This is a genomic window from Streptomyces sp. HUAS MS02, assembly GCF_055702265.1.
This window is the reverse complement of sequence record NZ_CM146747.1, coordinates 6,211,181-6,236,911: the sequence shown is the minus strand read 5'-3', so window position 1 is coordinate 6,236,911 and position 25,731 is coordinate 6,211,181. Positions and strand designations below refer to the sequence as shown.

The 25,731-nt window shown below is 70.5% G+C and carries 23 protein-coding genes and 1 tRNA gene; 12 read left to right on the top strand and 12 right to left on the bottom strand.

Translation table 11 applies throughout. The features are described from left to right. Positions 1 to 446: 446 nt before the first annotated feature. The 5 genes from ACZ9QC_RS26885 to ACZ9QC_RS26865 all read left to right on the top strand — a co-directional run bounded on the left by ACZ9QC_RS26885 (position 447) and on the right by ACZ9QC_RS26865 (position 4,056). Positions 447 to 788 (top strand): hypothetical protein, encoded by a 342-nt coding sequence (locus ACZ9QC_RS26885; RefSeq protein ID WP_472921818.1) that lies wholly within the window; start codon positions 447 to 449, stop codon positions 786 to 788. Positions 789 to 1,166: 378 nt separating this feature from the next. Continuing rightward, positions 1,167 to 2,393: a helix-turn-helix domain-containing protein gene (locus tag ACZ9QC_RS26880; protein WP_467332706.1), complete on the top strand. Its 1,227-nt coding sequence runs from the start codon at positions 1,167 to 1,169 to the stop codon at positions 2,391 to 2,393. Between the two features lie 134 nt (positions 2,394 to 2,527). Beyond that, complete coding sequence (gene orn, locus ACZ9QC_RS26875) at positions 2,528 to 3,130, top strand: oligoribonuclease (RefSeq protein ID WP_467332707.1); 603 nt, start codon at positions 2,528 to 2,530, stop codon at positions 3,128 to 3,130. A gap of 108 nt (positions 3,131 to 3,238) precedes the next feature. Beyond that, a tRNA-His gene (locus tag ACZ9QC_RS26870) sits at positions 3,239 to 3,311 on the top strand. A gap of 289 nt (positions 3,312 to 3,600) precedes the next feature. Next, complete coding sequence (locus ACZ9QC_RS26865; RefSeq protein WP_472915459.1) at positions 3,601 to 4,056, top strand: DUF5707 domain-containing protein; 456 nt, start codon at positions 3,601 to 3,603, stop codon at positions 4,054 to 4,056. Between the two features lie 251 nt (positions 4,057 to 4,307). On the opposite strand, the gene ACZ9QC_RS26860 is transcribed toward ACZ9QC_RS26865, so the two are convergent. After that, positions 4,308 to 5,363 (bottom strand): LacI family DNA-binding transcriptional regulator, encoded by a 1,056-nt coding sequence (locus ACZ9QC_RS26860; RefSeq protein ID WP_184898479.1) that lies wholly within the window; start codon positions 5,361 to 5,363, stop codon positions 4,308 to 4,310. A 423-nt stretch (positions 5,364 to 5,786) separates the two neighbouring features. Here ACZ9QC_RS26860 and ACZ9QC_RS26855 point away from each other — a divergent pair, with 423 nt between their 5' ends. The 4 genes from ACZ9QC_RS26855 (at position 5,787) to ACZ9QC_RS26840 (ending at position 10,608) form a co-directional block, all read left to right on the top strand. Beyond that, positions 5,787 to 7,109, top strand: coding sequence for an ABC transporter substrate-binding protein (locus tag ACZ9QC_RS26855; protein WP_472915458.1), 1,323 nt, complete (start codon positions 5,787 to 5,789; stop codon positions 7,107 to 7,109). Continuing rightward, positions 7,106 to 8,134, top strand: coding sequence for a carbohydrate ABC transporter permease (locus ACZ9QC_RS26850; protein ID WP_467296361.1), 1,029 nt, complete (start codon positions 7,106 to 7,108; stop codon positions 8,132 to 8,134). The genes ACZ9QC_RS26855 and ACZ9QC_RS26850 overlap by 4 nt, the downstream gene beginning before the upstream one ends. Then, a complete protein-coding gene (locus tag ACZ9QC_RS26845; protein ID WP_472915457.1) occupies positions 8,131 to 9,036 on the top strand; it encodes a carbohydrate ABC transporter permease in 906 nt (301 codons plus the stop codon). The genes ACZ9QC_RS26850 and ACZ9QC_RS26845 overlap by 4 nt, the downstream gene beginning before the upstream one ends. 129 nt (positions 9,037 to 9,165) lie before the next feature. Then, entirely contained in the window at positions 9,166 to 10,608 is a 1,443-nt protein-coding gene (locus ACZ9QC_RS26840; RefSeq protein WP_472915456.1) for a GH1 family beta-glucosidase, read from the top strand. Positions 10,609 to 10,684: 76 nt separating this feature from the next. On the opposite strand, the gene ACZ9QC_RS26835 is transcribed toward ACZ9QC_RS26840, so the two are convergent. After that, positions 10,685 to 11,296, bottom strand: a complete 612-nt coding sequence (locus ACZ9QC_RS26835) for a calcium-binding protein (RefSeq protein ID WP_472915455.1) — start codon at positions 11,294 to 11,296, stop codon at positions 10,685 to 10,687. Between the two features lie 312 nt (positions 11,297 to 11,608). Continuing rightward, positions 11,609 to 12,091 carry a GNAT family N-acetyltransferase gene (locus ACZ9QC_RS26830; protein WP_472915454.1) on the bottom strand — a complete coding sequence of 161 codons (483 nt, stop codon included), beginning with the start codon at positions 12,089 to 12,091 and terminating at the stop codon, positions 11,609 to 11,611. Positions 12,092 to 12,262: 171 nt separating this feature from the next. Here ACZ9QC_RS26830 and ACZ9QC_RS26825 point away from each other — a divergent pair, with 171 nt between their 5' ends. Next, a complete protein-coding gene (locus ACZ9QC_RS26825; RefSeq protein ID WP_472915453.1) occupies positions 12,263 to 12,709 on the top strand; it encodes an NUDIX domain-containing protein in 447 nt (148 codons plus the stop codon). 54 nt (positions 12,710 to 12,763) lie between these two features. Here ACZ9QC_RS26825 and ACZ9QC_RS26820 read toward each other — a convergent pair whose 3' ends face one another. From ACZ9QC_RS26820 to ACZ9QC_RS26790, 7 genes are all read right to left on the bottom strand, one after another. Then, the gene (locus ACZ9QC_RS26820) at positions 12,764 to 14,782 is read right to left on the bottom strand and encodes a beta-galactosidase (protein WP_472915452.1); all 2,019 of its coding nucleotides are present in this window, start codon (positions 14,780 to 14,782) and stop codon (positions 12,764 to 12,766) included. Further along, positions 14,779 to 16,101 carry a glycoside hydrolase family 36 protein gene (locus tag ACZ9QC_RS26815; RefSeq protein ID WP_472915451.1) on the bottom strand — a complete coding sequence of 441 codons (1,323 nt, stop codon included), beginning with the start codon at positions 16,099 to 16,101 and terminating at the stop codon, positions 14,779 to 14,781. The genes ACZ9QC_RS26820 and ACZ9QC_RS26815 overlap by 4 nt, the downstream gene beginning before the upstream one ends. 83 nt (positions 16,102 to 16,184) lie before the next feature. Beyond that, positions 16,185 to 17,102 (bottom strand): carbohydrate ABC transporter permease, encoded by a 918-nt coding sequence (locus ACZ9QC_RS26810; RefSeq protein WP_351408980.1) that lies wholly within the window; start codon positions 17,100 to 17,102, stop codon positions 16,185 to 16,187. Next, positions 17,099 to 18,091, bottom strand: coding sequence for a carbohydrate ABC transporter permease (locus tag ACZ9QC_RS26805; protein WP_472915450.1), 993 nt, complete (start codon positions 18,089 to 18,091; stop codon positions 17,099 to 17,101). The genes ACZ9QC_RS26810 and ACZ9QC_RS26805 overlap by 4 nt, the downstream gene beginning before the upstream one ends. Further along, the gene (locus tag ACZ9QC_RS26800; protein WP_230211530.1) at positions 18,088 to 19,398 is read right to left on the bottom strand and encodes an ABC transporter substrate-binding protein; all 1,311 of its coding nucleotides are present in this window, start codon (positions 19,396 to 19,398) and stop codon (positions 18,088 to 18,090) included. The genes ACZ9QC_RS26805 and ACZ9QC_RS26800 overlap by 4 nt, the downstream gene beginning before the upstream one ends. 266 nt (positions 19,399 to 19,664) lie before the next feature. After that, positions 19,665 to 21,107, bottom strand: a complete 1,443-nt coding sequence (locus tag ACZ9QC_RS26795; RefSeq protein WP_472915449.1) for a sensor histidine kinase — start codon at positions 21,105 to 21,107, stop codon at positions 19,665 to 19,667. 37 nt (positions 21,108 to 21,144) lie between these two features. After that, positions 21,145 to 21,843 (bottom strand): response regulator transcription factor, encoded by a 699-nt coding sequence (locus ACZ9QC_RS26790; protein ID WP_472915448.1) that lies wholly within the window; start codon positions 21,841 to 21,843, stop codon positions 21,145 to 21,147. Between the two features lie 100 nt (positions 21,844 to 21,943). Between ACZ9QC_RS26790 and ACZ9QC_RS26785 the strand changes: the two genes are divergently transcribed. Next, positions 21,944 to 22,507 (top strand): hypothetical protein, encoded by a 564-nt coding sequence (locus ACZ9QC_RS26785; RefSeq protein ID WP_472915447.1) that lies wholly within the window; start codon positions 21,944 to 21,946, stop codon positions 22,505 to 22,507. Positions 22,508 to 22,527: 20 nt separating this feature from the next. Here ACZ9QC_RS26785 and ACZ9QC_RS26780 read toward each other — a convergent pair whose 3' ends face one another. Both ACZ9QC_RS26780 and ACZ9QC_RS26775 read right to left on the bottom strand, forming a co-directional pair. After that, positions 22,528 to 23,400 (bottom strand): spermidine synthase, encoded by an 873-nt coding sequence (locus ACZ9QC_RS26780; protein ID WP_472915446.1) that lies wholly within the window; start codon positions 23,398 to 23,400, stop codon positions 22,528 to 22,530. Between the two features lie 159 nt (positions 23,401 to 23,559). Beyond that, complete coding sequence (locus tag ACZ9QC_RS26775; protein ID WP_472915445.1) at positions 23,560 to 23,934, bottom strand: hypothetical protein; 375 nt, start codon at positions 23,932 to 23,934, stop codon at positions 23,560 to 23,562. Positions 23,935 to 24,192: 258 nt separating this feature from the next. Between ACZ9QC_RS26775 and ACZ9QC_RS26770 the strand changes: the two genes are divergently transcribed. After that, complete coding sequence (locus ACZ9QC_RS26770; RefSeq protein ID WP_472915444.1) at positions 24,193 to 25,704, top strand: hypothetical protein; 1,512 nt, start codon at positions 24,193 to 24,195, stop codon at positions 25,702 to 25,704. Positions 25,705 to 25,731: the final 27 nt, after the last annotated feature.

The window sequence follows — 25,731 nt, the reverse complement described above, 5'->3', positions numbered from 1 at the left end:
GAGCCGTGTCCGGGAAACATCTTCCCAACCCCATACCCTCAAGGGTACGACCGCACGCCTCCTCCGCCCAGATCCCGCACCGGCTGCGCGGGGTTCCAGGGAGCATGCACGAGCACCGCCCCGTAACGCAATGGTTGCTGCCACGTACAGCCGGTTTGGACAGGGAGGCGGCAGCCGGGCGTGGGCGGCACCGACGGCAACCCGGATCAGGCAGCACCGACGGTAACCCGATCAGGCAGCACCAGTGACCGACGGGTCGAACACGCGTTGAACCCCCGTAAGCCGACCCCGAGGGAGCCAGGAGGGAGCCCGCAGTGCCCGCCCACCGCACAGCACACCGGACCGCACCCCGCACAGCACCCCACAGCACCGCGCCCCAGCCCGTCCGCCCCCCTGCCCCCGCCCCCGAAGCCGAAGGCGGACCCGACGACACCCCCCGGGGCTCGATCCCGGCGCCGCCCCCGGCCCCCGCGCCCGTCCCCGCCGACACCGCCACGGATGTGGTCCGCTGGGCGGCGTTCAGCTGCGTCCTCGTCCCGGTCGTCCTCGTCTGGTACGGCACCTCGCTCGCCGGCGCGACGGGCGCGGCCCTCGGCCTCGCCGCCGTCACCGGCGTCTGCCGCGTCCTCCTCCGCCAGTCCGAGCGCGGAGCGGCCCGCGCGGCCCGCACCACCGCCGCCCGTTCGATGGCCGAAGATCGCACCCCCGCACGCGGCCGACGCGGACACTCGACCTCAGGGGCGCACGGGGGCGGACGGAACTCCGGCACGAGTACGCCGGTCGACTGACCGGTTTCCGCGCACACCCCCGTATCTTTTCAGCCAACTTCGGCCACCTGCGCGCCCCTTGGTCGAACACCCCTCCACCCCCCGTTCGACCTGCACTGAAAGGGGTCCTGGCGCCTCGCGCACCCTACGTGGACCGGCCACCGGGACAAGGCGCACTTCCCTGCGCGGCCCACGAGTGCAACGCTTCGTGATCGAATGCTTTACGCCAAGTTGCCATGTCGACAATGTGCCGGTTGGCGATCTGGTCACGTCGGCACCACGGGACACAGTAGATTCGATCATGACTGTCTTACGGCGGGGGACTCGTGCAGGACCAAGGGGAAACGTGCAGGAGCGACACAACCGAGGAGCCGCGACCACCGAGGGGGGCTTAGCAGTATGAGCCACGACTCCACCGCCGCGCCGGAAGCCGCGGCCCGGAAGCTGTCCGGGCGACGCCGCAAGGAGATCGTCGCGGTGCTGCTGTTCAGCGGCGGTCCCATCTTCGAGAGTTCCATACCACTGTCGGTGTTCGGGATCGACCGCCAGGACGCCGGCGTACCGCGCTACCGCCTGCTGGTGTGCGCGGGCGAGGAAGGCCCGCTGCGGACCACAGGGGGCCTGGAACTCACCGCACCGAACGGCCTGGAGGCGATCTCGCGGGCGGGCACGGTGGTCGTGCCCGCATGGCGTTCGATCACCTCACCGCCGCCGGAGGAGGCGCTCGACGCACTGCGCCGAGCGCACGAAGAGGGTGCCCGCATCGTCGGCCTGTGCACCGGCGCATTCGTGCTGGCCGCCGCCGGCCTGCTGGACGGCAGGCCCGCGACGACGCACTGGATGTACGCGCCGACGCTGGCCAAGCGCTATCCGTCCGTCCACGTCGACCCACGAGAGCTCTTCGTGGACGACGGGGACGTACTCACCTCGGCCGGTACCGCGGCCGGAATCGATCTCTGTCTGCACATCGTGCGGACTGATCACGGCAACGAGGCGGCAGGGGCCCTGGCCCGGCGTCTCGTCGTGCCACCCCGTCGATCGGGCGGCCAGGAGCGCTACCTCGATCGATCTTTACCCGAGGAGATCGGCGCCGACCCGCTCGCCGAGGTCGTCGCCTGGGCGCTGGAGCACCTCCACGAGCAGTTCGACGTGGAGACGCTCGCGGCACGGGCGTACATGAGCCGCCGGACGTTCGACCGCCGGTTCCGCTCGCTCACCGGGAGCGCTCCCCTGCAGTGGCTGATCACTCAGCGCGTGCTGCAGGCGCAGCGTCTGCTGGAGACGTCGGACTACTCGGTGGACGAGGTCGCGGGCCGGTGCGGCTTCCGTTCGCCGGTGGCGCTGCGCGGGCACTTCCGGCGGCAGCTGGGTTCGTCCCCGGCGGCGTACCGGGCGGCGTACCGGGCCCGGCGGCCGCAGGGCGACAAGCCCGGCGACCACCACGACGGACCGCACGGCGTCCCGGGGCCGTCCTCGATGGCGCCGGAGCACGCGCCGGTGCCGCTGCAGGCGCGGCGCACGGCCGCGGCGAGCGCCCTGGCGCCGTCGGCGTCCATGTCCACGGAGGGCGCCAAGCCGGAGCTGTACGCGACGGGCCGCCTGCCGGGCCAGCGCAGTGCGCCGTAGCGTGGCAGCCGTGTACCGCGTAGTGGAGTAGTTCACGTACCGGCCGTACGGCCCGGTCCCGCGCCTGATCACGCCGTGATCACCCTGGTGCAGGACCGGGCCGTACGGCTGTCACGGGCCGTAAGGTGAGACACATGAACGATCGCATGGTGTGGATCGACTGCGAGATGACCGGCCTCTCGCTGTCGGACGACGCGCTCATCGAGGTGGCCGCCCTCGTCACCGATTCCGAGCTGAACGTGCTCGGCGAAGGAGTGGACATCGTCGTCCGCCCGCCGGACTCGGCGCTGGAGACGATGCCGGAGGTGGTGCGCGAGATGCACACCGCGTCCGGCCTGCTGGACGTCCTGGCCGGCGGCACGACACTCGCCGACGCCGAGGAGCAGGTCCTGGCGTACGTACGGGAGCACGTGAAGGAACCGCGCAAGGCGCCGCTGTGCGGCAACTCGGTCGGCACGGACCGGGGCTTCCTCCTGCGGGACATGCCGACGCTGGAGGAGTACCTGCACTACCGCATCGTGGACGTCTCCTCGATCAAGGAGCTGGCCCGGCGCTGGTACCCGAGGGCGTACTTCAACAGCCCGGAGAAGAACGGCAACCACCGGGCCCTCGCCGACATCCGCGAATCCATCGCCGAACTCCGCTACTACCGCGAGGCGATCTTCGTCCCGCAGCCCGGCCCCGACTCGGACACGGCCCGCACGATCGCGGCGAAGCACGTCCTGCCCGGACAGTAGCCCCGCCCCGTACCGCCCCCACGGAAACGCGTGCACGGGCACCCCTGAACACCCTGTACACTTTTTCTCGGCCGGTCGGTGAAACCTTCGGATGAACCGCCGGTCATGGTGGGTGTAGCTCAGCTGGTAGAGCACCTGGTTGTGGTCCAGGATGCCGCGGGTTCGAGTCCCGTCACTCACCCTTGAGGAACAAGCCCCGATCCGGGAACGGATCGGGGCTTGTTCCGTGTGCGGTCGGTCACCAGGCAAAGCCCCCCGTCGGAGCGATCACCGACTTCAGGCACAGGCACTGAAGCTTGTTCTTTTTCTCGCACGGACAAGGTGCGCGAAGGGGCAGGGCCAGGAGCCCAAGTCCCCATCCACAGTTGAGTATGCGTACTCACGGCCGGGCTGCCCCGCGCGGTGATCATTGACGCAGCGGCGCAGCCAAGCGCGCCGCTGAGATTGACGCGATCACGGGGAGAACTGACATGTCTCGACGCATCATCCTGGGCTCGGCCGCCGCACTCGTCGTCCTCGGCGGTACCGGTGCGTTCGCCCTGGCCCACGCCGGGGAGCGGCCGCCCGCCCTGAACAACAGCACCGCCCGCTATACGGCCCCGGCCGCAGACCGCGAGGGCTCCTTCACGTTCACGACCGACGTCACGGCGGCCTCCGGCGTCAAGAGTCTCAAGGTACTGGCCTGGCCCGCCGACTCCCCCTTCGTCGCGAAGAACCCGCTGACCGAGAAGGACATGGCCGCCGTGGAGTCGGCCACGTGCAAGCCCGCCGGTGACGACACCGCCCGCTGCACCTACAAGGTCACGGTGACCGCTGCCGAGGCCGCCGAGTCCGCCAAGGGCCGCTGGCACGTCGCCACCCTCGCCACGGCGGACAACGGCGACACCGCCTTCAACGACAGGACCGCGACCTTCACCGTCGACTGAGCTCGTTCCCACCAGGACCGGCCAGGTCTGCCGATGGCCTTGAGGGTCTCGGGGCGTTTGATCGGAGAACGGCCCGCAAGACGTTGGTGCTGCCGGCCGAGATGGGTACGGACGGTCGTCGGCAAGGTGTCGTTCGTCATCGAGCGCGCGGTCACCGAGTCAGCCGACGACGCCGAATCCGCCGACTGACAGAACGACGTCACCGGCCCCGTTCTCGCAGCCCGCGAGCCGGGCGCGCCCCGCGCCCGCGCTCACGAGGAAGCCCGCGCCACCAACTCCGTAGGCAGCACCACCTGGCGTCGTTCCAACCCCCGGGACACCGCCGGGCGGCGGTCCGCGATCTCGTCGAGGAGGAGGTCGATCATGGCGCGGCCCATCTCCTCGATGGGCTGGCGGACGCTCGTCAGCGGGGGATCCATGTGGCGGGCGATCGCCGAGTCGTCGTAGCCGACGAGGGCGACGTCGTCCGGTATGCGGCGGCCCGCCTCGCGCAGCACCTGGCGGGCGCCCGACGCCATCACGTCGGACTCGACGAAGACCGCGTCGAGGTCGGGGCGGCGGGCCAGCAGTTCCTTCATCGCCCTGCGGCCGCCCTCCTCCGTGAAGTCGCCGGGGACGATCAGCCGCTCGTCGACCTCGCGGCCGGCGTCGACGAGGGCCTCGCGGTAGCCGACGACGCGGCGCTGGGCACCGTAGACGTCGAGGCGCCCGGTGATCGTGGCGATCCGGGTGCGGCCCCGCGCGATCAGGTGCTCCACCGCCGAGCGGCCGCCGCCGTAGTTGTCGGAGTCGACGGACGGGAGCGTCTCGTGCTCCGAGCGGGGGCCGCTGATCACCGCCGGGATCTCCAGTTGCGACAGCAGGTCGGGGAGCGGGTCGTCCGCGTGCACGGAGACCAGGAGGACCCCGTCGACGCGGTGCGCGGCCAGGTACTGGGCCAGCCGGCGGCGCTCCCGGTCGCTGCCCGCGAAGATGAGCAGAAGCTGCATCTCCGTGTCGGAGAGCTGGGCGCCGACGCCCTTGAGGATGTCGGAGAAGTACGGTTCCGCGAAGAAGCGGGTCTCCGGCTCGGGCACGACCATCGCGATCGCGTCCGTGCGGTTCGCCGCGAGCGCGCGAGCCGCCGTGTTCGGGACGTAGCCGAGCTCCGCGACGGCCGCCTCGACCGCCGCGCGGGTCGCGTCACTGACCCGGGGCGAGCCGTTGATCACCCGGGACACCGTCCCCCTGCCCACACCGGCCCGTGCGGCGACCTCTTCCAACGTCGGCCGCCCACCGCTCCGGCCCCGTGCTCCGTGGCCTGCCACCATGGTCGCCTCCCGTTCACACCGCGCTGGCGTGGAATCTAACAGTCCTGATCCTCGTACGACGTCCGGAAGGTGACCCTTCGGCTTTCGGCGCGACCGGCGAGACGACTGGTTACACGAGTCCAACGGTCCCACAGGTCCTTCACGTCGCCCTCGCCCCCACTCCCGTGGGCCCCCGCCCCCACCCCCGTCGGCCCTCAGGTTAGTTAACAGCCCGATAACCGAAGACATCTCTCCGCGCTCGCTCCCTTGACACCCCCGCAGGAACAGACGACTCTTCAACACATCACTTGTGGGAGCGCTCCCACGGTACCTGGCACTTACACAACCCGCACGTTCCCCGCCCGAGCCGCAGTATGAGATAACGGGCCCAACAACGCCGTTGGCCGGGGGGTCGGCACGTCAGGGCATCAGGAGGACGCAATGCGAGCACGTACCCGAACCGCCCGCAACACGGTGGTCCTGGCAGCCGTCGCCGCCCTGGGCGCCGGGCTACTGGCCGGCTGTTCCGAGGACCCGGACGACGGCACGTCGAACGAGGGCGGCGGCAGCAGCGGTGGCAAGACCACGCTGACGGTCGGCACCTTCGGTGTCTTCGGCTACAAGCAGGCCGGCCTGTACGACGAGTACATGAAGCAGAACCCGGACATCGTCATCAAGGAGAACGTCACCACCAAGACGTCGGTGTACTGGCCCAAGACGCTCACCCGGCTGCAGGCCGGCTCCGGCACCGACGACATCCAGGCGATAGAGATCGGCAACGTCACCGAGGCCGTGCAGACGCAGGGCGACAAGTTCGTCGACCTCGGCAAGGAGGTCGACAAGTCGCAGTGGCTGGACTGGAAGAACCAGCAGGCCACGACCAAGGACGGCAAGCTCATCGGGCTCGGCACCGACATCGGCCCGATGGCGATCTGCTACCGCAAGGACCTGTTCGAGAAGGCCGGCCTCGAGACCGACCGCACCAAGCTCGCCGAGCAGTGGAAGGGCGACTGGAGCAAGTACGTCGACCTCGGCGAGGAGTACATGAAGAAGGCGCCGAAGGGCACCAAGTACGTGGACTCGGCCTCCTCGGTCTACAACGCGGCCCTCGGCGGCGCCACCGAGCGCTACTACGACAAGGACGGCAACGCCATCTGGGAGAAGTCCACGGGTGTGAAGGACGCCTGGGACGCGGCCATGTCCGTGGCGACCAGCGACATGTCGGCGAAGCTGAAGCAGTTCGAGGCGCCCTGGGACCAGGGGTACGCCAAGGGCTCCTTCGCCACCGTGGCCTGCCCGGCATGGATGATCGGCTACATCCAGGAGAAGTCCGGTGACGCCGGCAAGGGCAAGTGGGACGTGGCGGCGGCGCCGACCGCGGCCAACTGGGGTGGCGCGTTCATCGGTGTACCGACGGCGAGCAAGCACCAGAAGGAGGCCATCGCGCTGGCGAAGTGGCTGACCGCTCCCGAGCAGCAGGCCAAGGTCTTCGCCAAGCAGGCCAGCTTCCCGTCGACCCCGTCGGCGTACCCGACCCTCAAGCCGAGCCCCGACACCACCGCGTACTTCTCCGACGCGCCGCTGACGCAGATCTTCTCCGACTCGGCGAAGACGATCCCGGTGCAGCAGTTCGGCATCAAGGACCAGCCGATCGGCACCGCGATCGCCGACATCGGCATCGTGCAGGTCGAGCAGAAGGGCAAGAGCCCTGAGGAGGGCTGGGCGGCCGCCAGCAAGGAGATCAAGGACGTGCTCGGCCAGTGACCAGCTCCAAAGAGGCACTCGCGCATTCCGCGGCGAGCGCCGAGACCGCGCCCGGCGATGAGCCGGGCGCGGTCCGGGGCGCTCAGGGGCGCGGTACGCCGCCGACCGGCACCGACTCGTGGCGCAGCCGGCTGTACCGCTGGGACATGAAGGCATCCCCGTACGTCTTCATCTCCCCCTTCTTCCTGATCTTCGGGGCGTTCTCGCTCGTCCCGCTGCTCTACACCGGCTGGTACTCGCTGCACAGCGTGCAGCTGGCCGACCTGGACAACCAGACCTGGGTGGGCCTGGACAACTACCAGAACCTGCTGTCCTCGGACTTCTTCTGGAACTCCCTGTGGGTCACCTTCACCATCGGCGTGATCGCGACCGTGCCCCAGCTGATGGTGGCGATCGGTATCGCGCACCTGCTCAACTACCGGCTGCGCGGCTCGACCGTGTGGCGGGTCATCATGCTGACCCCGTACGCCACGTCGGTGGCGGCGGCCACGCTGGTGTTCGTGCTGCTGTTCTCCTGGGACGGCGGCATGGTCAACTGGCTGCTCGACTTCATCGGGATCGACCCCGTCAACTGGCGTGAATCCAACTGGGGTTCGAAGTTCGCGGTCTCCACGATCGTGATCTGGCGGTGGACCGGCTACAACGCGCTGATCTACCTCGCGGCGATGCAGGCGATCCCCTCCGACCTGTACGAGTCGGCCTCCATCGACGGGGCGAACCGCTGGCAGCAGTTCATCCATGTGACGATCCCGCAGCTGCGGCCGACGATCCTGTTCACGGCGGTCGTCTCCACGATCGGCGCGACCCAGCTCTTCGGTGAGCCCCTGCTGTTCGGCGGGGCCGACGGTTCCAAGGGCGGCTCCGAGCACCAGTACCAGACGCTCGGCCTGTACATGTACGACCAGGGATTCATGATCGGAAACCTCGGCAAGGCGTCCGCCATCGCCTGGTCGATGTTCCTGATCCTGCTGATCGTGGCCGCGATCAACCTGCTGATCACCCGACGGCTGAGGAAGTCCCCATGACCACGAGCGAACTGACCCGCCCCGGGGCGACGAAGCGGGCCCCGGAGACGAAGGCCACGCGCCGCCGGGTGAGGGGCGCGGGCAGGCAGATGCACGCGGGGCCGCTCACCTACGTCGTCCTGACCGTCTTCGCCGTGGGCTCGCTCGCACCGCTGGTGTGGACGGCGATCGCGGCCTCGCGCACCAACCAGCGGCTCGCCGAGGCCCCGCCGCCACTGTGGTTCGGCGGGAACCTGTTCAAGAACCTGGAGACCGCCTGGGAGCAGGCCGGGCTCGGCACGGCGATGCTCAACACCACGCTCGTGGCCGGCACGATCACGGTCGGTACGGTGCTGTTCTCCACGCTCGCCGGGTTCGCCTTCGCCAAGCTGCGGTTCCGGTTCTCCAGCGTCCTGCTGCTGCTGACCATCGGCACGATGATGATCCCGCCGCAGCTGGCGGTGGTCCCCCTGTACCTGTGGATGAGCGACCTGAACTGGTCCAACCAGCTGCAGACGGTCATCCTGCCCACGCTGGTCAGCGCCTTCGGTACGTTCTTCATGCGGCAGTACCTGGTCCAGGCGCTGCCCTCCGAGTTGATCGAGGCGGCGCGGGTCGACGGCGCGAGCAGTGTGCGGATCGTGTGGCACGTCGTGTTCCCGGCAGCGCGGCCGGCGATGGCGGTGCTCGGGCTGCTGACGTTCGTGATGGCCTGGAACGACTTCCTGTGGCCGATCCTCGCGCTGAACCAGCAGAACCCGACGGTCCAGGTGGCCCTCAACGCCCTCGGTACCGGCTACATCCCCGACCAGTCGGTGATCATGGCGGGTGCGCTGCTCGGCACGCTGCCGCTGCTGATCGCCTTCCTCCTGTTCGGCAAGCAGATCGTGGGCGGCATCATGCAGGGCGCGATCAAGGGGTGACCCGGCTCGCGCCGACCGCCCCACCTCATGAACCCCCTCGGGGGCTGGGCCACCGCCGTCCCGGCCCCCCGTTCTCTCCTCCCCCCACCCGCCACTGTCGGTCTCCACGACCACTATGGGAGCGCTTCCATGCCTGAACCCGTGAACCCGGCCACCCCGGTGACCTTTCCTCCCGCCTTCCTCTGGGGCGCGGCCACCTCCGCCTACCAGATCGAGGGAGCGGTGCGGGAGGACGGACGTACGCCCTCCATCTGGGACACCTTCAGCCACACCCCGGGCAAGACCGCCGGTGGCGAGACCGGTGACATCGCTGTCGACCACTACCACCGCTACCGCGACGACGTGGCGATGATGGCCGACCTGGGCCTCAACTCGTACCGCTTCTCCATCTCCTGGTCGCGGGTGCAGCCGACGGGCCGGGGCCCGGCGATCCAGCGCGGCCTGGACTTCTACCGGCGGCTGGTCGACGAGCTGCTGGAGAAGGGCATCAGGCCGGCCGTGACCCTCTACCACTGGGACCTGCCCCAGGAGTTGGAGGACGCGGGCGGCTGGCCCGAACGGGACATCGTGCACCGGTTCGCCGATTACGCGCGGATCGTGGGCGAGGCGCTGGGCGACCGCGTCGAGCAGTGGATCACGCTCAACGAGCCGTGGTGCAGCGCGTTCCTGGGCTACGGCTCCGGGGTGCACGCGCCGGGCCGTACGGATCCGGTGGCGTCGCTGCGCGCGGCCCACCACCTGAACGTGGCGCACGGGCTGGGTGTCGCGGCCCTCCGCTCGGTGATGCCGTCCCGCAACGCGATCGCGGTGAGCCTGAACTCGTCGGTGGTACGGCCGATCACGAACTCCCCCGAGGACGTGGCGGCGGCGCGGAAGATCGACGACCTGGCCAACGGTGTCTTCCACGGTCCGATGCTGCACGGCGCGTACCCGCAGACCCTGTTCGCCGCGACCTCGTCGCTGACGGACTGGTCGTTCGTGCAGGACGGTGACGTGGCGACGGCCCACCAGCCGTTGGACGCGCTGGGGTTGAACTACTACACGCCCACGCTGGTGGGCGCTGCGGACGCGGACCTGAAGGGCCCGCGGGCGGACGGCCACGGGGCGAGCCCGCACTCGCCGTGGCCGGGCGCGGACGACGTCCTGTTCCACCAGACCCCGGGCGAGCGTACGGAGATGGGCTGGACCATCGACCCGTCGGGCCTGCACGAGCTGATCATGCGGTACGCGCGGGAGGCTCCGGGGCTGCCGATGTACGTGACGGAGAACGGGGCCGCGTACGACGACAAGATGGACTCCGACGGCCGCGTCCACGACCCCGAGCGCATCGCCTACCTCCACGGCCATCTGCGCGCGGTCCGCCGCGCGATCGCCGAGGGGGCGGACGTCCGCGGCTACTACCTCTGGTCCCTCATGGACAACTTCGAGTGGGCGTACGGGTACGGGAAGCGGTTCGGTGCCGTGTACGTCGACTACGCGACCCTCGCCCGTACGCCGAAGTCGAGCGCGTACTGGTACAGCCAGGCGGCGAAGACGGGCGCCCTGCCGCCGCTGGTGACGACCTCGGCGTAACGGCCACAGGGGTGGTGACGTGGCGGGAACCCTCCACGGGGTGCCCGCCGCGTTCATGGCCGAGGGGGCGAAGCGCTCAGCTCTCGCAACTGTCCTCGCGGTCGTTGATGTCCCCGATGCAGGTGTCGTTGCCGGAGTCCCCGAAGGAGCGGTCGTTGCCCTGTGAGGAGTCGAGGGCATCCAGGCGGTCGTCGCCGTTCCTGCCGAACATGACGTCGTCTCCGAAGCCACCGGTGATTCTGTCGGCCCCGCCACCGCCGAAGACGGTGTCGTGTCCGGCCTGACCGTCCACGGTGGTCCCCGCGATGGCGGCGGGGTCGAGCGTGATGACGTCGTCGCCCGCGCCGGCGGTGATGTTGGCGGGCACGCTGCCCGTGATGGTGACTATGTCAGCGCGGTCCCCCGAGTCGAGAGTGAGGGTGCGACCGTCGAACGGGCACCGGACCGTGTCGACATCGACCTGGGTGCAGCCGGATCCCGCGGTGACGGTGTCGCCGTCGTCGCTGATGAGGACGGAGTTGTTGGACCGGGTGATGGAAAGGGTGTTTGCCTTCCCCGCCACGGCGTTGACGTAGATGCGAACCGTGTCCGACCTCACGCCGGTCGCCGCGTGCGCCTGTCCGGCCGACAGCACCGTCGCCGCGCCCAGCACCATGGTCGTCGCGCCGGCTTGTACCGCTCTGCGCATGGACGTCTTCAATGCTCCTCCTCTTCCCCCTGATGAACACTGGCTGGTCTTGCCGTGATCGACCTTAGGAGCCGGGGCGGTGCCGGGGCATGGGGAGCGAACCCCCAATTACCTTCTACGTTATGGGAGTTCGGGGTGATGATGCCGTCCGCACCTGCCCCCGAGGAAGACCCTTGCCCTCGGAGAGGGCAAGGGTCGGGACGGGCGCACCGGGGGACAGGAGGGGCGGGACGCGGGGCGGCGGCGCGTCCTCACCAGCGACTCACCGCTCCGCGCGGTCAACCACGGACAACGCTCTCCTGACGGCGGTGGTCAGAGCTGCCGGTAGTAGTGCACCGTCGGGAACGGGACGCAGCCGAGGCTCTCGTACAGAGCGCGGGCGGGAGCGTGGAACGGGTCACCGCCGGTGCCGATCTCGACGAGTTCCGTGCCCCGGGCGCGCAGGTCGGCGAAGGCGTGCTCGCACAGGGCGGTGCCGGTGCCGTCGCCGCGGTGGCGTTCGTCCACGGCGAGCAGGATGATCTCGCCGTGGCGGCGGGCGGGGTCGGCCTGCCAGGCGACGTAGCCGACGATCAGCCCGTCGGCCTCGGCGACCGCGACGTACTTGTGCCGGTCCGGGTCGTGCAGGGTGGGGACGAGCGCGCGGTAGTCGCCGCGCCAGTCGGCGTGCAGCGTGCCGAGGACGAGCCCGTCGAGCAGCGGTCCGACGGAGTCCTCGAAGAAGGGCCGGAACGTGTCGATGGTGAGTTCGGTGAGTCGTGCCAGGTCGTCCTGGACGAACGCACGGATGAGCATGGAGTGGACCTCTCGGTGGCTTCGGTGACTTCGTCGACTGAGGGAAGCGGGGCATGGCTCACTCACCGATCACGTGGGACGTGTCGGCGGGCCGACCCTCAGTGGCGAGTACGCCAGGAAGCGAAGCACTCCATGCACGGCATGCTAGCGGCCTACGGAAGGACAGGTCATATGACTTTGCTGGTCGCCGCCGTCATCGTCCACGACCGGGACGCGGAGCGGGTCGTGATCCTCCAGCGGGGCGAGAACGCCAGGTTCGCGCGGGGGAGATGGCATCTGCCGGTCGGCAAGAGCGAGCCCGGGGAGCCGATCACCCGGACCGCCGTGCGCGAGCTGTACGAGGAGACCGGACTGACCGTGAAACCCGAGGCGCTGGAGGTCGTGCACCTCGTCCACGCGGCCCGGGGCGTCGACGCACCGGACGGCTTCCTCACCGTCGTCTTCGCCGCCCACGAGTGGAGCGGCGAGCTGGAGAACCGGGAACCCCACAAACACACCCAGGTCCGCTGGACCGACACCGGCGCGCTCCCCGACGACTTCGTGGAGGGCGACGCGGCCGCACTGCACGGCTATCTCGCCGGCGGACCACGGCTGTCCCTACACGACTGGGAGCAGTGAACAGGGCCGTGGCCCCCGGAAGGAGCCGCGGCCCTGCGTCGTGATCGGTGTCGGTCAGCGTGGTTCGCGTACGACCGCCACGTCCCCGGGCTCCACCCGTACCGTCGTCGAGTCGGCGTTCGTGGTGATGCCCTTGCCCGTCAGCAGTTCGGACGCGTCCGTGGAGATCGCGATCTCGGCCGCCGTCCCGCCGTGGTTGATCAGGAAGAGGTAGTCCGCGTCGGGGCCCCGGCGCACCGCCGCCTCCACACCCTCCGGGGTCTTCCGGACCGGCTCCACGCCCGCCTCGGCGCGGATCCGGTCGAGCAGGGACGTCAGGGTCGTCGGGTCCGGGCGGGTGGCCAGGTACCAGGTCGTGCCCGAGCCGTGGGTGTGACGGGTGACCGCCGGGACTCCGGTCAGGGGGCCGGAGGTGTACGAGGTCACCGCCTCGGCCCCCACCAGGGCGACCCGTTCCGACCAGAGGGAAGCCGTACCGCCGTCGCTCAGGCCCACCGACTCCCCCGGCAGCAGCGGGAAGAGTTCGTCCGTGCGGACGCCCAGGGCCTCGCGGAACGCGCCCGGGTAACCGCCCAGCCGGACATGGCAGTTCTCGTCCACCGCGCCGCTGTGGAAGCCGACCGCGAGGGTGCCCCCGGCCGCCGCGAAGCCGGTCAGGTTCGCTGCGCCCTCGTCGTCCACCAGGTACAGGCTGGGGGCGAGCACCAGTTTGTAGGCGGACAGGTCGGCGTCCGGGCGGACGAAGTCCACCGCTACGCCCGAGCGCCACAGCGGCTCGTACCAGGCACGGACGAGTTCCTGGAAGCGGAGTTCACCGCTCGGCTGGGACGGCAGCTCCACCGCCCACCAGGCGTTCCAGTCCCACACGATCGCCACCTCGGCGACGCCCGTGCTGCCACGCACCTCCGCCAACGACCGCAGATCCGCGCCCAGTCGGACCACGTCCCGCCAGATCTGGCTGTCCGTGCCCGCGTGCGGCAGCATCGCCGAGTGCCACTGCTCGGCACCGGCCTTGGCGGCCCGCCACTGGAAGTACGCGATGCCGTCGGCGCCCCGCGCCACATGGGACAGGGCGTTGCGGCGCATCTCCCCGGCGGTCTTGGCCCGGTTGACCGGCTGCCAGTTGACCGCGCCGGTGGAGTGTTCCATCAGCAGCCACGGGCTGCCGCCCGCCAGCGAGCGCACCAGGTCGCCACTGAGCGCGATGTCGATCTGCGACTCGGGGTCCGTCGACTGGAGGTAGTGGTCGTTGGAGACGATGTCCAACTCCGGCGCCCAGCGCCAGTAGTCGAGCTTGTCGAAGTTGAACATCACCATGAAGTTGGTGGTGGCGGGGGTGGCGGGGGCCGCCTCCAGCAGCACCTCACGCTCCGCCGTGCACAGCGACAGCAGCGCGTCGCTGCAGAAGCGGCGCCAGTCCAGCTGGTGGGTCGGGTTCGGGACCGCGCCCGTCGCACGGGGCGGGATGATCTCGTCCCAGTCGTAGTACCACTGGCTCCAGAACGTCGTGCCCCAGGCGTGGTTGAGCGCCGCCAGGTCGTCGCCGTACTTCTCCCTCAGCCAGACCCGGAACGCCGCCGCGCTCGTGTCGCACTGGCACTCGCCGTTGTGGCAGCCGTACTCGTTGTGGACGTGCCACATGACGACGGCCGGGTGGTCGGCGTACCGCTCGCCCAGGACGCGGGCGATCCGCAGCGCGGCCTCCCGGTAGGCGGGGCTCGACGGGCAGAAGGTCTGCCGGCTGCCGTACGAGAGGGTGCGGCCGTCCCGGTCGACGGGCAGCGCCTCCGGGTGCTTGACGAAGAACCAGGCCGGCGGGGCGGCCGTCGGGGTCGCCAGGTCGGCGGCGATGCCGTTCTCGTGGAGCAGGGCGAGGATCTTGTCGAGGCGGGTGAAGTCGTACTCGCCCTCGCGGGGCTCCAGGAGCGCCCACGCGAAGATGTTGACGCTCACCATGTTCACGCCCGCCTCGCGCATGAGGCGTACGTCCTCGGCCCAGACCTCCTCGGGCCACTGCTCGGGGTTGTAGTCACCGCCGTAGGCGATGCCGGGGACCTTCAGTTCGCGCTTCATTCAGCGGCCTCCAGGCCCTTGGTCAGCAGTCGGCGGGTCGTCTCCACGCCCCAGGTGTCGAGCGACAGCAGTCGGTCGCTGGACGCCATCAGGCCGCCCGTCGCCTCGACATGGGCCGCCCAGCGCTCGCGGGTCTCCACGGCGGGGCGGGCCATCAGGCAGTCGGGGTCGTTCACCCAGAGGCGGCCGTGCTGCCACTGGCGGCCCGCGCCCGTGAACTCGGCGGCGTCCTGGCCGGGCTGGCTGTGGTCGTCGGCCTCCGAGCGGCGGTGCGGGGCCGTGTCCGGGCTGACCCGCATCGCGTCGAACAGGCCGACGGAGGGAAGGATCGGCGCGCCGCAGCCCAGGAGGTAGGCGTCGGGGCCGATGGCGGAGCGGATCAGCTCGATGCCCTGGCGGTACGCGGTGAGGGCGTCCACGGAGGCGTGGCGTACGCCGTCCAGCGCGCCCGCGTACAGGAAGTCGACCTTGAAGTAGTCGTAGCCCTCGGCGCGCAGGGTGGTGAAGACCTCGGTGAGGTAGGCCGCCGCCTCGGGGTGGGTGGTGTCGAGGACGTACAGGTCGTGGTCCCAGTTGCGGCCGGCGTGGGCGAAGCCGCCGTTCTCGTCGCGCACCAGCCACTCGGGGTGCTCCGCGGCCAGCGTGCTGGACGGGTCGACGAGGAAGGGGGCCGTCCAGATACCCGCGCGGCGGCCCCGCGCCCGGATCACCTCGGCGATGCCCGCGCGGGAGCGGAAGCGGCCGGAGAGGCTGAGCCAGTCGCCCAGGGCCTTCTGGTAGCCGTCGTCGATCTGGACGACGTCAATGGGCAGGTCGAGGGTGTCCATCGCACGGAGGTTCTCGTGGATGTCGTCCTCGGTGACGGAGGTGAAGTACTCGTACCAGGAGCACCAGACGGTGGGGGCCGGACGGGGGGCCGGGAGGCCGAGGCCCGCCGCCCACTCGCCCAGCACCGCCTGGATGTCGGTGCCGGTCCACTCCTTCACCGGGCCGTCGGCGCTGATCTCGGCGATCCCGTCCCGGACCACCAGGCGGACGGAGGGGACCTCGCGCACGGGGTCGGGTGCGGCCCACAGGCGGACCGGCGAGCCGTCGCCGGGGGCGAGGGCCAGCAGGCCCTCGCCCTGGAAGGCGCCGGCGGGGGCGGTGACCCCGGGGCGGTAGCAGACCGTCGCCCAGTTGTCGTTGGTCGGACGGTACGGGGTCGCGTCGAGGGCGTAGGAGCCGCTGGGGCTCCAGGACTGCCAGCCCTCCTCGTGGACCCGTGCCGTACTGGTGTCCACGGGCACGGAGACCACGGGGGTGAAGGGGTGGGGCACGGTGGTTCTCTCTCGGAAAGATGCGGAAACGGGTGGCGCCGGGCCCGCTCGGACCCGGCGCCGAACCTGTACGAGGTCTGCTGTCAGCCCTTGTTGGCGCCCAGGGTCAGACCGCCCACGAACTGCCGCTGGAGCAGGAAGTAGACGATCAGGGTCGGGATCGCGGTGAGCAGGGCCCCGGCGGCGACGAGGTTGTTGTCGGTGAAGAACTGGCCGGAGAGGTTGTTCAGCGCCGAGGTGATCGGCATGTTCTCGCCGGTGGAGATCAGGACGAGCGCCCAGAAGAAGTCGTTGTAGATCCAGATGGACAGCAACGTGGCGAGGGCGGCCATCGCGGGCTTGCACAGCGGCAGCACGATCTGCCAGTACATCCGCCACACCGAGGCGCCGTCGACGAGCGCGGCCTCGGTCAGTTCGTGCGGCAGCGAGCGCATGTAGTTGCTGAGCACGAAGGCACAGAACCCGGACTGGAACGCGATGTGGATGAGGACCAGACCGAGCGCCGAGTCGTACAGCTTGCCGCTCATCGTGATGCCCGGCAGGTCGATGAGCAGGTACAGGCGGTACAGCGGAGTGATGATGACCTGCTGCGGGAGCAGGTTGCCGGCCGTGAAGACCAGCAGCAGTGCCAGGTTGAGGCGGAAGTCGAAGCGGCTGACGTAGAACGCGACCATCGACGACAGGAACAGCGTGAGCAGCACCGCCGGGACGGCGATGATCAGCGTGTTCACGAAGTAGTGCGTCATGTCCGACTGCGTGAACGCGTTCGTGAAGTTCTCGAAGGTCAGCTTGTCGGGCCAGGAGACATAGCCCTTCTCGCTGGTCTCCGAGTACGGCCGCAGCGCCGCGTAGATCGCCCAGAGCAGCGGGGCGAGCCAGGCCAGCGCGGTACCGGCCAGGAACACGTGCAGCAGGATCCGGGCAGGGCGGACGGGGGTGCGCTTCTTCTGCGGGCCCGTCACGATGCCGTCGGCGACGGTGGGGGCGGTGGAGGCGCTCATGCGCGGCGCTCCTTCCGGAAGGTGCTGATCAGATACGGAATGATCACGACGAGGGAGATCAGCAGGAGGACGACCGCGATCGCCGACCCGTATCCGATCCGGCTGGACTCACCGATGATGTTGCTGGTCACGAGGATCGACAGCAGCTCGGTGCCCTGGGCTCCGCCGTTGAAGACGAAGACCAGGTCGAAGGCGCGCAGTGCCTCGATGATGGTGACGACCAGGACGACGGTGTTGGTGGGGCGCAGCGTCGGGAAGATGACGTTCTTGAAGGTCTGCCACTCGTTGGCGCCGTCGAGCGCGGAGGCCTCGCGCAGCGAGGGGTCGACGCCCTTCAGGCCGGCCAGGTAGAGGATCATCATGTAGCCGGTGTGGCGCCAGGACGCGGCGATGAGGACGGCCCAGAGGTTGAGGTCCGGGTCGCCGATCCAGTCGATGTACTTGCCCGGTTCGTTGGCGCCGATCAGGCTGTTGATCAGGCCGGTGTCGGGGTTGTAGACGAGCTGCCACACGAAGCCGATGACGGCCATGGACAGCACGACGGGCAGGAAGAACGCCGTCTGGTAGACCCGGCTGAACCGGATCTTCTTGTCCAGCTGCACGGCCAGGAACAGGCCCATGGGCGTCGGGATCAGGATCAGGACGACGAACCAGACCACGTTGTGCTCGACGGCCGGCCAGAACTGCGGGTTGTTGGTGAAGAGTTCCTTGAAGTTCTCCAGGCCGACCCACTTGATGGCGTCGAAGCCGATGCCGTCCCAGGTGGTGAAGGCGAGGAGGATCGAGGCAAGGGCCGTCACCCACACCAGCAGCACGTGCAGGATCGTCGGCAGGCCCGCCATCACGCCGAGGACCAGCCGGTCGCGCCTGGTCAGCAGGCGCTTGTGGCCGGTCGCGGGCTGCTTGGCGGGGACATGGGCAGAGCCCGGAAGCGGCGCCTTGGCCGCTTCCGGGTCGCCCGACTTCTCGGGGGTGTCGGTCGTCGTCATGAGGAGGCGAAGATCGTCTTCTTCTGGCGCTCGATCGACGAGAGCAGGCTGTCGATGCCCTTGGGGTCACGGATGAACTTCTGCAGCGAGGGCTGCATCACCGTGGACGTGAAGTCCGGGCGGCTGTCGCGGTCCATGAACTGGGTGAGGCTCTTGGCGCCCGAGATCATGTCGTACGCCTTCTTCTGCAGCGGCGTGTACGACGAGGTGTCGGCGCCGGAGGCGGCGTGGACGACGCTCGGGTCGGCCTTGAGGTAGATGTCCTCGGCCTCCGTGGTGCCCAGGAACTCCAGGAGCTTGACGGCCTCGGCCTTGTTCTTGGGGCTCTTGCTCATCATGAAGCCGTCGGTGGGCGCCTCGACGGTGTCCTGGCCGTACGCCGGGTCGATCTCCGGGAAGGCGAAGAAGTCGAGGTCGTCGAGGTCGTCCTTGTTGGTGAACTGCTGTGCCACGAAGGTGCCCAGCAGGTACATGCCGGCCTTCTTCGACACCAGGGTCTGTGCCGCGTCCTGCCAGGTACGGCCGACAGCGCCCTCCTGGTGATACGGGAGGAGCTCGGCCCACAGGTCGAAGGCGGACTTGACCTTGGCGTCGGTCCAGGACGCCTTGCCCGCCATCAGCTCGACGTGGAAGTCGTAGCCGTTCTTGCGGAAGTTGATCTGGTCGAAGGTGCCGAGCGCGGGCCAGGCGTCCTTGTCACCGAACGCGATCGGGGTGAGCCCGTCCTTCTTCATCTGCTTGCACAGGGCGATCAGCTGGTCCCACGTGGTGGGGACCTCGTAGCCCTTCTCCGCGAAGACGCTCTTGCGGTAGAAGAGCGCCCAGGGGTACGTGTACAGCGGCACGAAGTAGTACTTGCCGTCCTCGCCCTTGCTGAGCTTCTGCATCGCCTCGGGGAAGTTGCCCTGGATGGTCTTCCACACGTCGTCGATCGGCGAGGCCAGGCCCTTGGCCGCGAAGAACTGCATGCGGTAGCCGGCGAACCAGGTGAACACGTCGTCCGGCGTGCCCTGCAGGTAGGAGTTGATCTGCTCCTGGAAGGTGTTGGAGTCCTTGGTGTTCACGTCGACCGCGATGCCGGACTGCTTCTTGTACGCCGCGTAGATCTCGGCGAACGCCTTCTTCGGGACCGGGTCGGACGCCTTGGAGCCGAGGGTGACGGTCTTCGGGTCGGCGGCCGTGCCGCTGCCACCGCAGGCGCTCAGCAGGGGGATGCCCGCGCCGAGTGCGGCGGCGCCGCCTATGCCACGCAGCAGGGTACGGCGGCTCGGACCGGGCACGGCGAGACCAGAAGGTGTGAGTTGCATGTACGGCTCCCTGGGGGACAGGTCGTTCGGTCTCAATGGCCCTCGCCGGTGACTGATCGAAAACAATCAGAAACCAACTCGACCGAACACGTTGGCCGCCATAACAGCCCCATGTCATGTCATACGTCAAGACTTCATGTCCCCCTTTGTTGAAACGTAATCCCTGGATGTCGAAACGTGACCGACATACACGTGAGCCACATCACTCACGGACATGCACCCCCATACGGGACACGGCGACCCGACAGGCGATCGCACAGGCCCGATCACGACGAGACACGGGACTGCCCGACACGGGACTGCCCGAGGGCGAACAGGGCCCTGGTGTGTTTGCGCCGGCGTATGGACGCGCCCCGGTGTCCCTTGCTCCCCGCCGCCCCGCCGCCTCGTGTGCCGCCCCCGGTCAGCTGGATCCAGATCCGCACCTCGGTCCCGCCCAGCACCGACGACCCGATTCGCACATCGCCGCCGGTCGACTCGGCGAGGCGGCGCACGATGTCGAGGCCCAGACCGGTCGAGCCGTCGGTGCCCGAGCCCCGGCCCCGGGCCATCGCGGCCTCCGGATCGGTGATCCCCGGACCGGCGTCGGAGACGAGGACGATCACCGCGTCCTCGCCGTTGTGAACGTCGACCGCGAACGCCGTGCCCTCCGCCGTGTGCCGGAAGACATTGCCGAGCAGCGCGTCCAGGGCGGCGGCCAGGTCCGCCCGGGCCACGGGTATGCGCACCGGGCGCTCGACCCCGGCCACCCGCCACTTGCGGCCCTCGTCCTCGGCGAGCGCCGACCAGAACGCCATCCGCTCCCGGACCACCTCGGCCGCGTCGCACCCGGCGCCCGGCCCCGCCACCGCCGTCTGCGGCTTGGCCTCCCGTGCCGTGCGGATGATCGTGTCGACCTCCCGCTCCAGCTGCTCGACCGCCGCCCGGGTCTGCTCGGCGGCCGGCCCGTCGCCGAGGGAGGCCGCGTTGAGCCGGAGCACCGTCAGCGGGGTGCGCAGCCGGTGCGACAGGTCCGCCGCCAGCTCCCGCTCGTTCGCCAGCAGCTGGACCACCTGGTCCGCCATCGCGTTGAACGCCACCGCCGCCAGCCGCAGCTCCTTCGGCCCCTTCTCCGGGACCCGCGCCCCCAGCTGCCCCTCCCCCAGCTCGTGCGCGCTCTCGACCAGCCGCCGCGCGGGCCGGACCATCCGCACCCCGAGCCGGTCGGCCACCGCGACCGAGCCGACGATCAGCAGCAGGCCCACCCCGGCGAGCACCGCCCACGCCGTGGCGACCCCGTTGCTCACCTCCGACTCGGGCACATACACCTCGACGACCGCTATCTCGCCGGAGCTGAGCGCGGTGGGCTGCAGCAGCGTGGACCCGCCCGGCACCTCGGTGGTGGAGGCACGGCCCAGCTTCCGCACGGTCGCGATGTCCTCGTCGGAGGCCCGCTGCCGGCCCAGGTCGAGCGCGGCGGTGCCCGCGCCGTCCGCCGGTAGGTGCACCGCCATCCCGTCGTCCGACCCGGCCGAGGCGACGACCCGCTCCAACTGCTCCCGGTCGGTGGTGATGGAGAGCGCCGGGGCGATCGCGGCGGCCTCCCGCTCGGCGCCCGAGAAGGCCCGGTCCCGCGCCATCTCCTTGATGACCAGCCCCAGCGGCACCGCGAAGGCCACCACGACCATCGCCGTCACCGCCAGGCACACCTTGACCAGCGCCCACCTCATGGCCGCACCACCCCGCCCGTCCCGACCGGCGCCCGCCTCATGGCCGCGCCCCCGGCGGCTCCAGCTTCACGCCGACGCCCCGCAGCGTGTGCAGATAGCGGGGCCGCGCCGCCGTCTCCCCCAGCTTCCGGCGCAGCCAGGACAGATGCACGTCGATGGTCTGGTCGTCGCCGTAGGACTGCTGCCACACCTCCGCCAGCAGCTCCTTGCGCGCGACGACGACACCGGGCCGCCCGGCGAGGAACGCGAGCAGGTCGAACTCGCGCCGGGTGAGGTCGAGCCGTACGCCGTCCAGCTCGGCCTGGCGGCGCAGCGGATCGATCGCGAGGCCGCCGACCCGGATCACCGTGGGCGGCGGCACCTCGCCGGCCAGGGCCCGGGAGCGGCGCAGCACCGCCGCCATCCGGGCCGACAGGTGCTCGACCGAGAACGGCTTGGTCAAGTAGTCGTCCGCGCCCGCGTTCAGCAGGCGGACGATCTCCGACTCGTCGTCCCGCGCGGTCGCGATGATCACGGGGACGTCCGTGATGCCGCGCAGCATCTTCAGTGCCTCCGAGCCGTCGAGGTCGGGCAGCCCGAGGTCGAGGATGACCACGTCGAAGCGGACGTGCGCGACCTCGCGCAGCGCCTCCAGTGCCGTACCGACGCTGCGCACGGTGTGGGCGGCGTCCGTCAGATGCCTGATCAGCGCCGAGCGTACGAACTGGTCGTCCTCGACCACGAGCACACTTGCCATGCGCCGCACCGTACGCCAAACGGGCCGGGCCGGTCGGGGCCTGTGGACAACTCAGGCGCCACCGGCTCGGCCACGACACCACCGGGGCCGGTGGGGCAGTATGGCCGCGATGCGCAGAGGACTCCTACACGTACTGGCCTGGCTGCTCGCCACGGGCGCGGCGGTCACGCTGACGTGGTGGGCCGTCCACACGGTGATGGCCGGCACCGCCTACGACCCGCCCCGCGCCCTGCCCATCACGGCCGCCGACACCCAGGGCCGGGGCGCGCCCGCGTCGAGCACGCCGACCGCGCTCCCGGAACCGTCACGCAAGGCCGACGAGCAGCGGGAGGACGACCGCGACGAGCCGTCCCCGACCCCGTCCGAACCGTCGAAGTCCGCGAAGCCCGGCCCCCGTCCGGGCACCGGGGCCCCGACCGGGTCGGGCGGCCCGGCCGATTCAGGTGAGGTCAAGTCCTACGACACCGAGGGCGGCCGAGTGGTGTTCTCGCTGGGCGAGGAGTACGCGACCCTCGTGTCGGCGACGCCCGGCTCGGGTTGGTCGATGCAGGTGTGGAAGACGGAGACGTGGATCCGGGTCGACTTCGCCGCCGGTGCGGACCGGGTGTCGGTGTTCTGCACCTGGCACGACAGCGCGCCCCGGGTGGACGTCCAGAACTTCTGAGGGCCCGACGGGGCGGTGGCTCAGCGGAACACCGACGACGGCGGTGCCGGTGAGGCGGTCGCCGCCGCGTCCGTCACCGGCACCGCTCCGCCCGTGAAGTCGGTGAGGGCGCGGCCGTGTTCGACGCGGCCGGGGTGCGGGTCGGAGGCGGCGCGGCGGGTGAGTTCGGCGATCGGGAGCGGTTGGTCGGAGGCGACGAGGACCGCGTTGCCGAATCGTTTGCCCCGCAGCACGGTCGGGTCGGCGACCAGCGCCAGTTCGGGGAAGACGACGGCCGCGGTGGCGATCTGCGCACGCAGGTGGGCCAGCGGCGGGCCGTCGGCGAGGTTGGCGGCGTAGCAGCCGCCGGGCTTCACCACCCGCCGTACGTCCGTGAGGAACTCCGTCGACGTCAGGTGCGCCGGGGTGCGCGCCGCGCTGAACACGTCCGCGATCACCAGGTCCGCCCACCCGTCGGGCACCTTCGCGAGCCCTTCGCGCGCGTCCGTCGACCGCACCCGCACCCGCGCGTTCGGGTCCAACGGCAGCTCCCGCCGGACGAGTTGGACGAGGGCCGCGTCGCGCTCGACGACCTGCTGGGTGGAGCGGGGGCGGGTGGCGGCGACGTACCGGGCGAGGGTGAAGGCGCCTCCGCCGAGGTGCACGGCGTGCACGGGCCGTCCGGCCGGGGCGACCAGATCGATCACATGACCGAGCCGCCGCTGGTACTCGAAGGACAGATACGCGGGATCGTCGAGATCGACGTGCGACTGCGGAGCCCCGTCCACCAGCAACGTCCAGGCCCGGGCCCGCTCCCGATCGGGAAGCAGTTCGGCGAGCCCCCCGTCGACCTCCTCGACCACGGCGTCGGCATCCTGCCCCCGCCGCCCGCGCCCCTTCTTCGACCTGCCCATTCACCCATTATCTGCCTGGCCGCGGACAGCCACGCCGCAGGGTGAGCGCCCCGCTCGGGCCGCAGGCCCGTTCCAGGGGCGCGGGGAACTGCGCGATCAGCCACGACGAACCCGCGGCCGCCAGGGGACAGAACCCCCACGGCGACCGGGCACAGCACCTCACCGACAGTTGTCCGCGGCCTCGATCAACCGCGCCGCCTCGCCCAGCGCGGCGCGCAGCACCGTCGGATCCGTGGCGAGGTCCGCCTCCCCGGGCGGCAACAACCAGTCCGCCCCCTCCGGAGGAGCCAGCACGGCCCCCCGCCCGTCGCTCTGCGTGCACGTGCTCCCGGGCACGTCCCACGCGTCCGCCGTACCGGGCGGCACCAGGAACCCGAGGGTGTCGCACGCGTCGTCGTGCAGCACGGGCCCCACGGTCATGACGGGCCCCACCGCGTCGAGGGCGCCGCGGCGGAGGATGTCGACCGCCTCCAGTCCCTGCCGCGCGGGCACGGTCACCAGGTCGCAATCCGAACGGGGTTCGAGGTTCTTCATCCGGGCCTCCCACGCCTACCAGCGCCCTGCCCAACGCGCCGCCCTGTCAACGGCTACGGCGAAACTGCGCCGCAAAGGATGGCAGTTCATGGCAGATCCAGGATGAGATATCCGGTTTGTAGCCAAACCTCGCGTGGGGGCCCCGATGGGGCGGGTACGTTCTTGCCCCGCCGGACACAGCGGAACCAACCGTGCACCACGCACACAAGTCCTACTGAATCCGGCATGGTTCGACGGTTCGCGAGAGAGGGCCCGGCCATGACGTCGTCATCGGTGACCTCGTCCCAGTCCCCCCGTCCGCAACGACCGAATCTCGTCTTCAGGCAGCTGCGCGGGCAGCGTTCGCCGGGCGAGTTCGCCGCTGCGGTACGACGGGCCGCGCGTGAGATCGGCGAGCGGGTGAGCTGTGACGCTCGGTACGTCGGACGGGTCGAGGCGGGCGAGATCCGCTGCCCCAACTACGCGTACGAACGGGTGTTCCTGCATATGTTTCCCGGCCGAACGCTGACCGACCTGGGTTTCGCGCCCCGCGCGGAGGTACGCGGTCGGGGGGCGCGCCCCGCCGCCGAGGCGCCCTCCCCTCGCAACGAGAGCCGCTCGCACTCCTCGTACCGAACGGGGGGTGAGACGGAAGGGGCGTACGAGCCGTATGACACGCAAGAGATGTACGACATGCAGGACCCGCGGGGCGACACGGGCTACGTGCGCGGCCGGCGGGGCACGCAGCAGGCGTACCAGAACGACGAGGAGAGCGACGTGCAGCGTCGCGCGTTCATGACCGGAGGTACCGCCGCGATGGCGGCCGCCTCCTTCGGCCCCTTCACCCTCGGCGGCGCGGCCTCGGCCGCGACCCGGCCCGTGCACCGGGCGGGCACGGGAGAGGCGGGGGCCCTCGAAGCGGCCGTGCGCAAGATCCGGCTGCTCGACGACCGGCACGGGGCGGACGGGCTGTACCGCAGGGCCTCGGCACCGCTACGGGCCGCGTACGCGCTGCTCGACGCGGGCACCACCCGGCAGACCACCGCCGACCGGCTCTACGCGGGGGCGGGCGAACTCGCCATCTCCGTGGGCTGGCTGGCACATGACTCGGGGCGGTTCGACGACGCCCGCTCGCACTACGCGGAGGCGCTCGCCACGGCCCGGATGTCCGGGGACCCGGGCCTCGAGGCGCACGCGTTCTGCAACACGGCGTTCCTGGCGCGGGACGCGGGACGCCCGCGCGAGGCGGTGCGGGCGGCGCAGGCCGCGCAACGGGTGGCCCGGCCGCTGGGCTCTCCTCGGCTGATGTCCCTGCTGGCGCTGCGGGAGGCGGGCGGCTGGGCGGGGCTCGCCGACCGCACCGGGTGCGAGCAGGCGCTGGCCCGGGCGCACGCCCTGTTCGGGCGGGGGGCCACCGAGGCCGACCCGGAGTGGATGAGCTTCTACGGGGAGGCCGAGCTGGAGGGCCTGGAGGCGCAGTGCTGGTCCACGCTGGGCGACTGGCCCCGGGCGGCCCGGCACGCGCGCCGGGCGGCCGGTCTGCAGAACCCGCACTTCACTCGGAACATCGCGCTCTACACCGCCGAGCTCGCGGACGACCTCGCGCGCGGGGGGCGTCCCGACGAGGCCGCGGCCGCCGGTATGCGGGTCCTCGACCTCCTCGACGAGGTCCAGTCCTCCCGTGTCCAGCAGATGCTGGCCGGCACGGCACGGGTGCTGCTGCCGCACCGGCGGGCGTCGGGGGTGTCGGCGTTCCTGGAGCGGCACGCGGGGGTCGCGCGGACGGCCTGACCGTCGATCCCGGCCCGCGGCGGTGAC

What these genes read in the sequence shown, in the direction of transcription:
- ACZ9QC_RS26880 (WP_467332706.1), top strand. Translation starts at nt 1,167, where the DNA reads ATGAGCCACGACTCCACCGCCGCGCCGGAAGCCGCGGCCCGGAAGCTG.
- ACZ9QC_RS26775 (WP_472915445.1), bottom strand. Translation starts at nt 23,934, where the DNA reads ATGAAGAACCTCGAACCCCGTTCGGATTGCGACCTGGTGACCGTGCCC.
- orn (WP_467332707.1), top strand. Translation starts at nt 2,528, where the DNA reads ATGAACGATCGCATGGTGTGGATCGACTGCGAGATGACCGGCCTCTCG.
- ACZ9QC_RS26810 (WP_351408980.1), bottom strand. Translation starts at nt 17,102, where the DNA reads ATGAGCGCCTCCACCGCCCCCACCGTCGCCGACGGCATCGTGACGGGC.
- ACZ9QC_RS26780 (WP_472915446.1), bottom strand. Translation starts at nt 23,400, where the DNA reads ATGGGCAGGTCGAAGAAGGGGCGCGGGCGGCGGGGGCAGGATGCCGAC.
- ACZ9QC_RS26845 (WP_472915457.1), top strand. Translation starts at nt 8,131, where the DNA reads ATGACCACGAGCGAACTGACCCGCCCCGGGGCGACGAAGCGGGCCCCG.
- ACZ9QC_RS26790 (WP_472915448.1), bottom strand. Translation starts at nt 21,843, where the DNA reads ATGGCAAGTGTGCTCGTGGTCGAGGACGACCAGTTCGTACGCTCGGCG.
- ACZ9QC_RS26805 (WP_472915450.1), bottom strand. Translation starts at nt 18,091, where the DNA reads ATGACGACGACCGACACCCCCGAGAAGTCGGGCGACCCGGAAGCGGCC.
- ACZ9QC_RS26825 (WP_472915453.1), top strand. Translation starts at nt 12,263, where the DNA reads ATGACTTTGCTGGTCGCCGCCGTCATCGTCCACGACCGGGACGCGGAG.
- ACZ9QC_RS26800 (WP_230211530.1), bottom strand. Translation starts at nt 19,398, where the DNA reads ATGCAACTCACACCTTCTGGTCTCGCCGTGCCCGGTCCGAGCCGCCGT.
- ACZ9QC_RS26785 (WP_472915447.1), top strand. Translation starts at nt 21,944, where the DNA reads ATGGCCGCGATGCGCAGAGGACTCCTACACGTACTGGCCTGGCTGCTC.
- ACZ9QC_RS26835 (WP_472915455.1), bottom strand. Translation starts at nt 11,296, where the DNA reads ATGCGCAGAGCGGTACAAGCCGGCGCGACGACCATGGTGCTGGGCGCG.
- ACZ9QC_RS26855 (WP_472915458.1), top strand. Translation starts at nt 5,787, where the DNA reads ATGCGAGCACGTACCCGAACCGCCCGCAACACGGTGGTCCTGGCAGCC.
- ACZ9QC_RS26830 (WP_472915454.1), bottom strand. Translation starts at nt 12,091, where the DNA reads ATGCTCATCCGTGCGTTCGTCCAGGACGACCTGGCACGACTCACCGAA.
- ACZ9QC_RS26865 (WP_472915459.1), top strand. Translation starts at nt 3,601, where the DNA reads ATGTCTCGACGCATCATCCTGGGCTCGGCCGCCGCACTCGTCGTCCTC.
- ACZ9QC_RS26770 (WP_472915444.1), top strand. Translation starts at nt 24,193, where the DNA reads ATGACGTCGTCATCGGTGACCTCGTCCCAGTCCCCCCGTCCGCAACGA.
- ACZ9QC_RS26820 (WP_472915452.1), bottom strand. Translation starts at nt 14,782, where the DNA reads ATGAAGCGCGAACTGAAGGTCCCCGGCATCGCCTACGGCGGTGACTAC.
- ACZ9QC_RS26840 (WP_472915456.1), top strand. Translation starts at nt 9,166, where the DNA reads ATGCCTGAACCCGTGAACCCGGCCACCCCGGTGACCTTTCCTCCCGCC.
- ACZ9QC_RS26795 (WP_472915449.1), bottom strand. Translation starts at nt 21,107, where the DNA reads ATGAGGTGGGCGCTGGTCAAGGTGTGCCTGGCGGTGACGGCGATGGTC.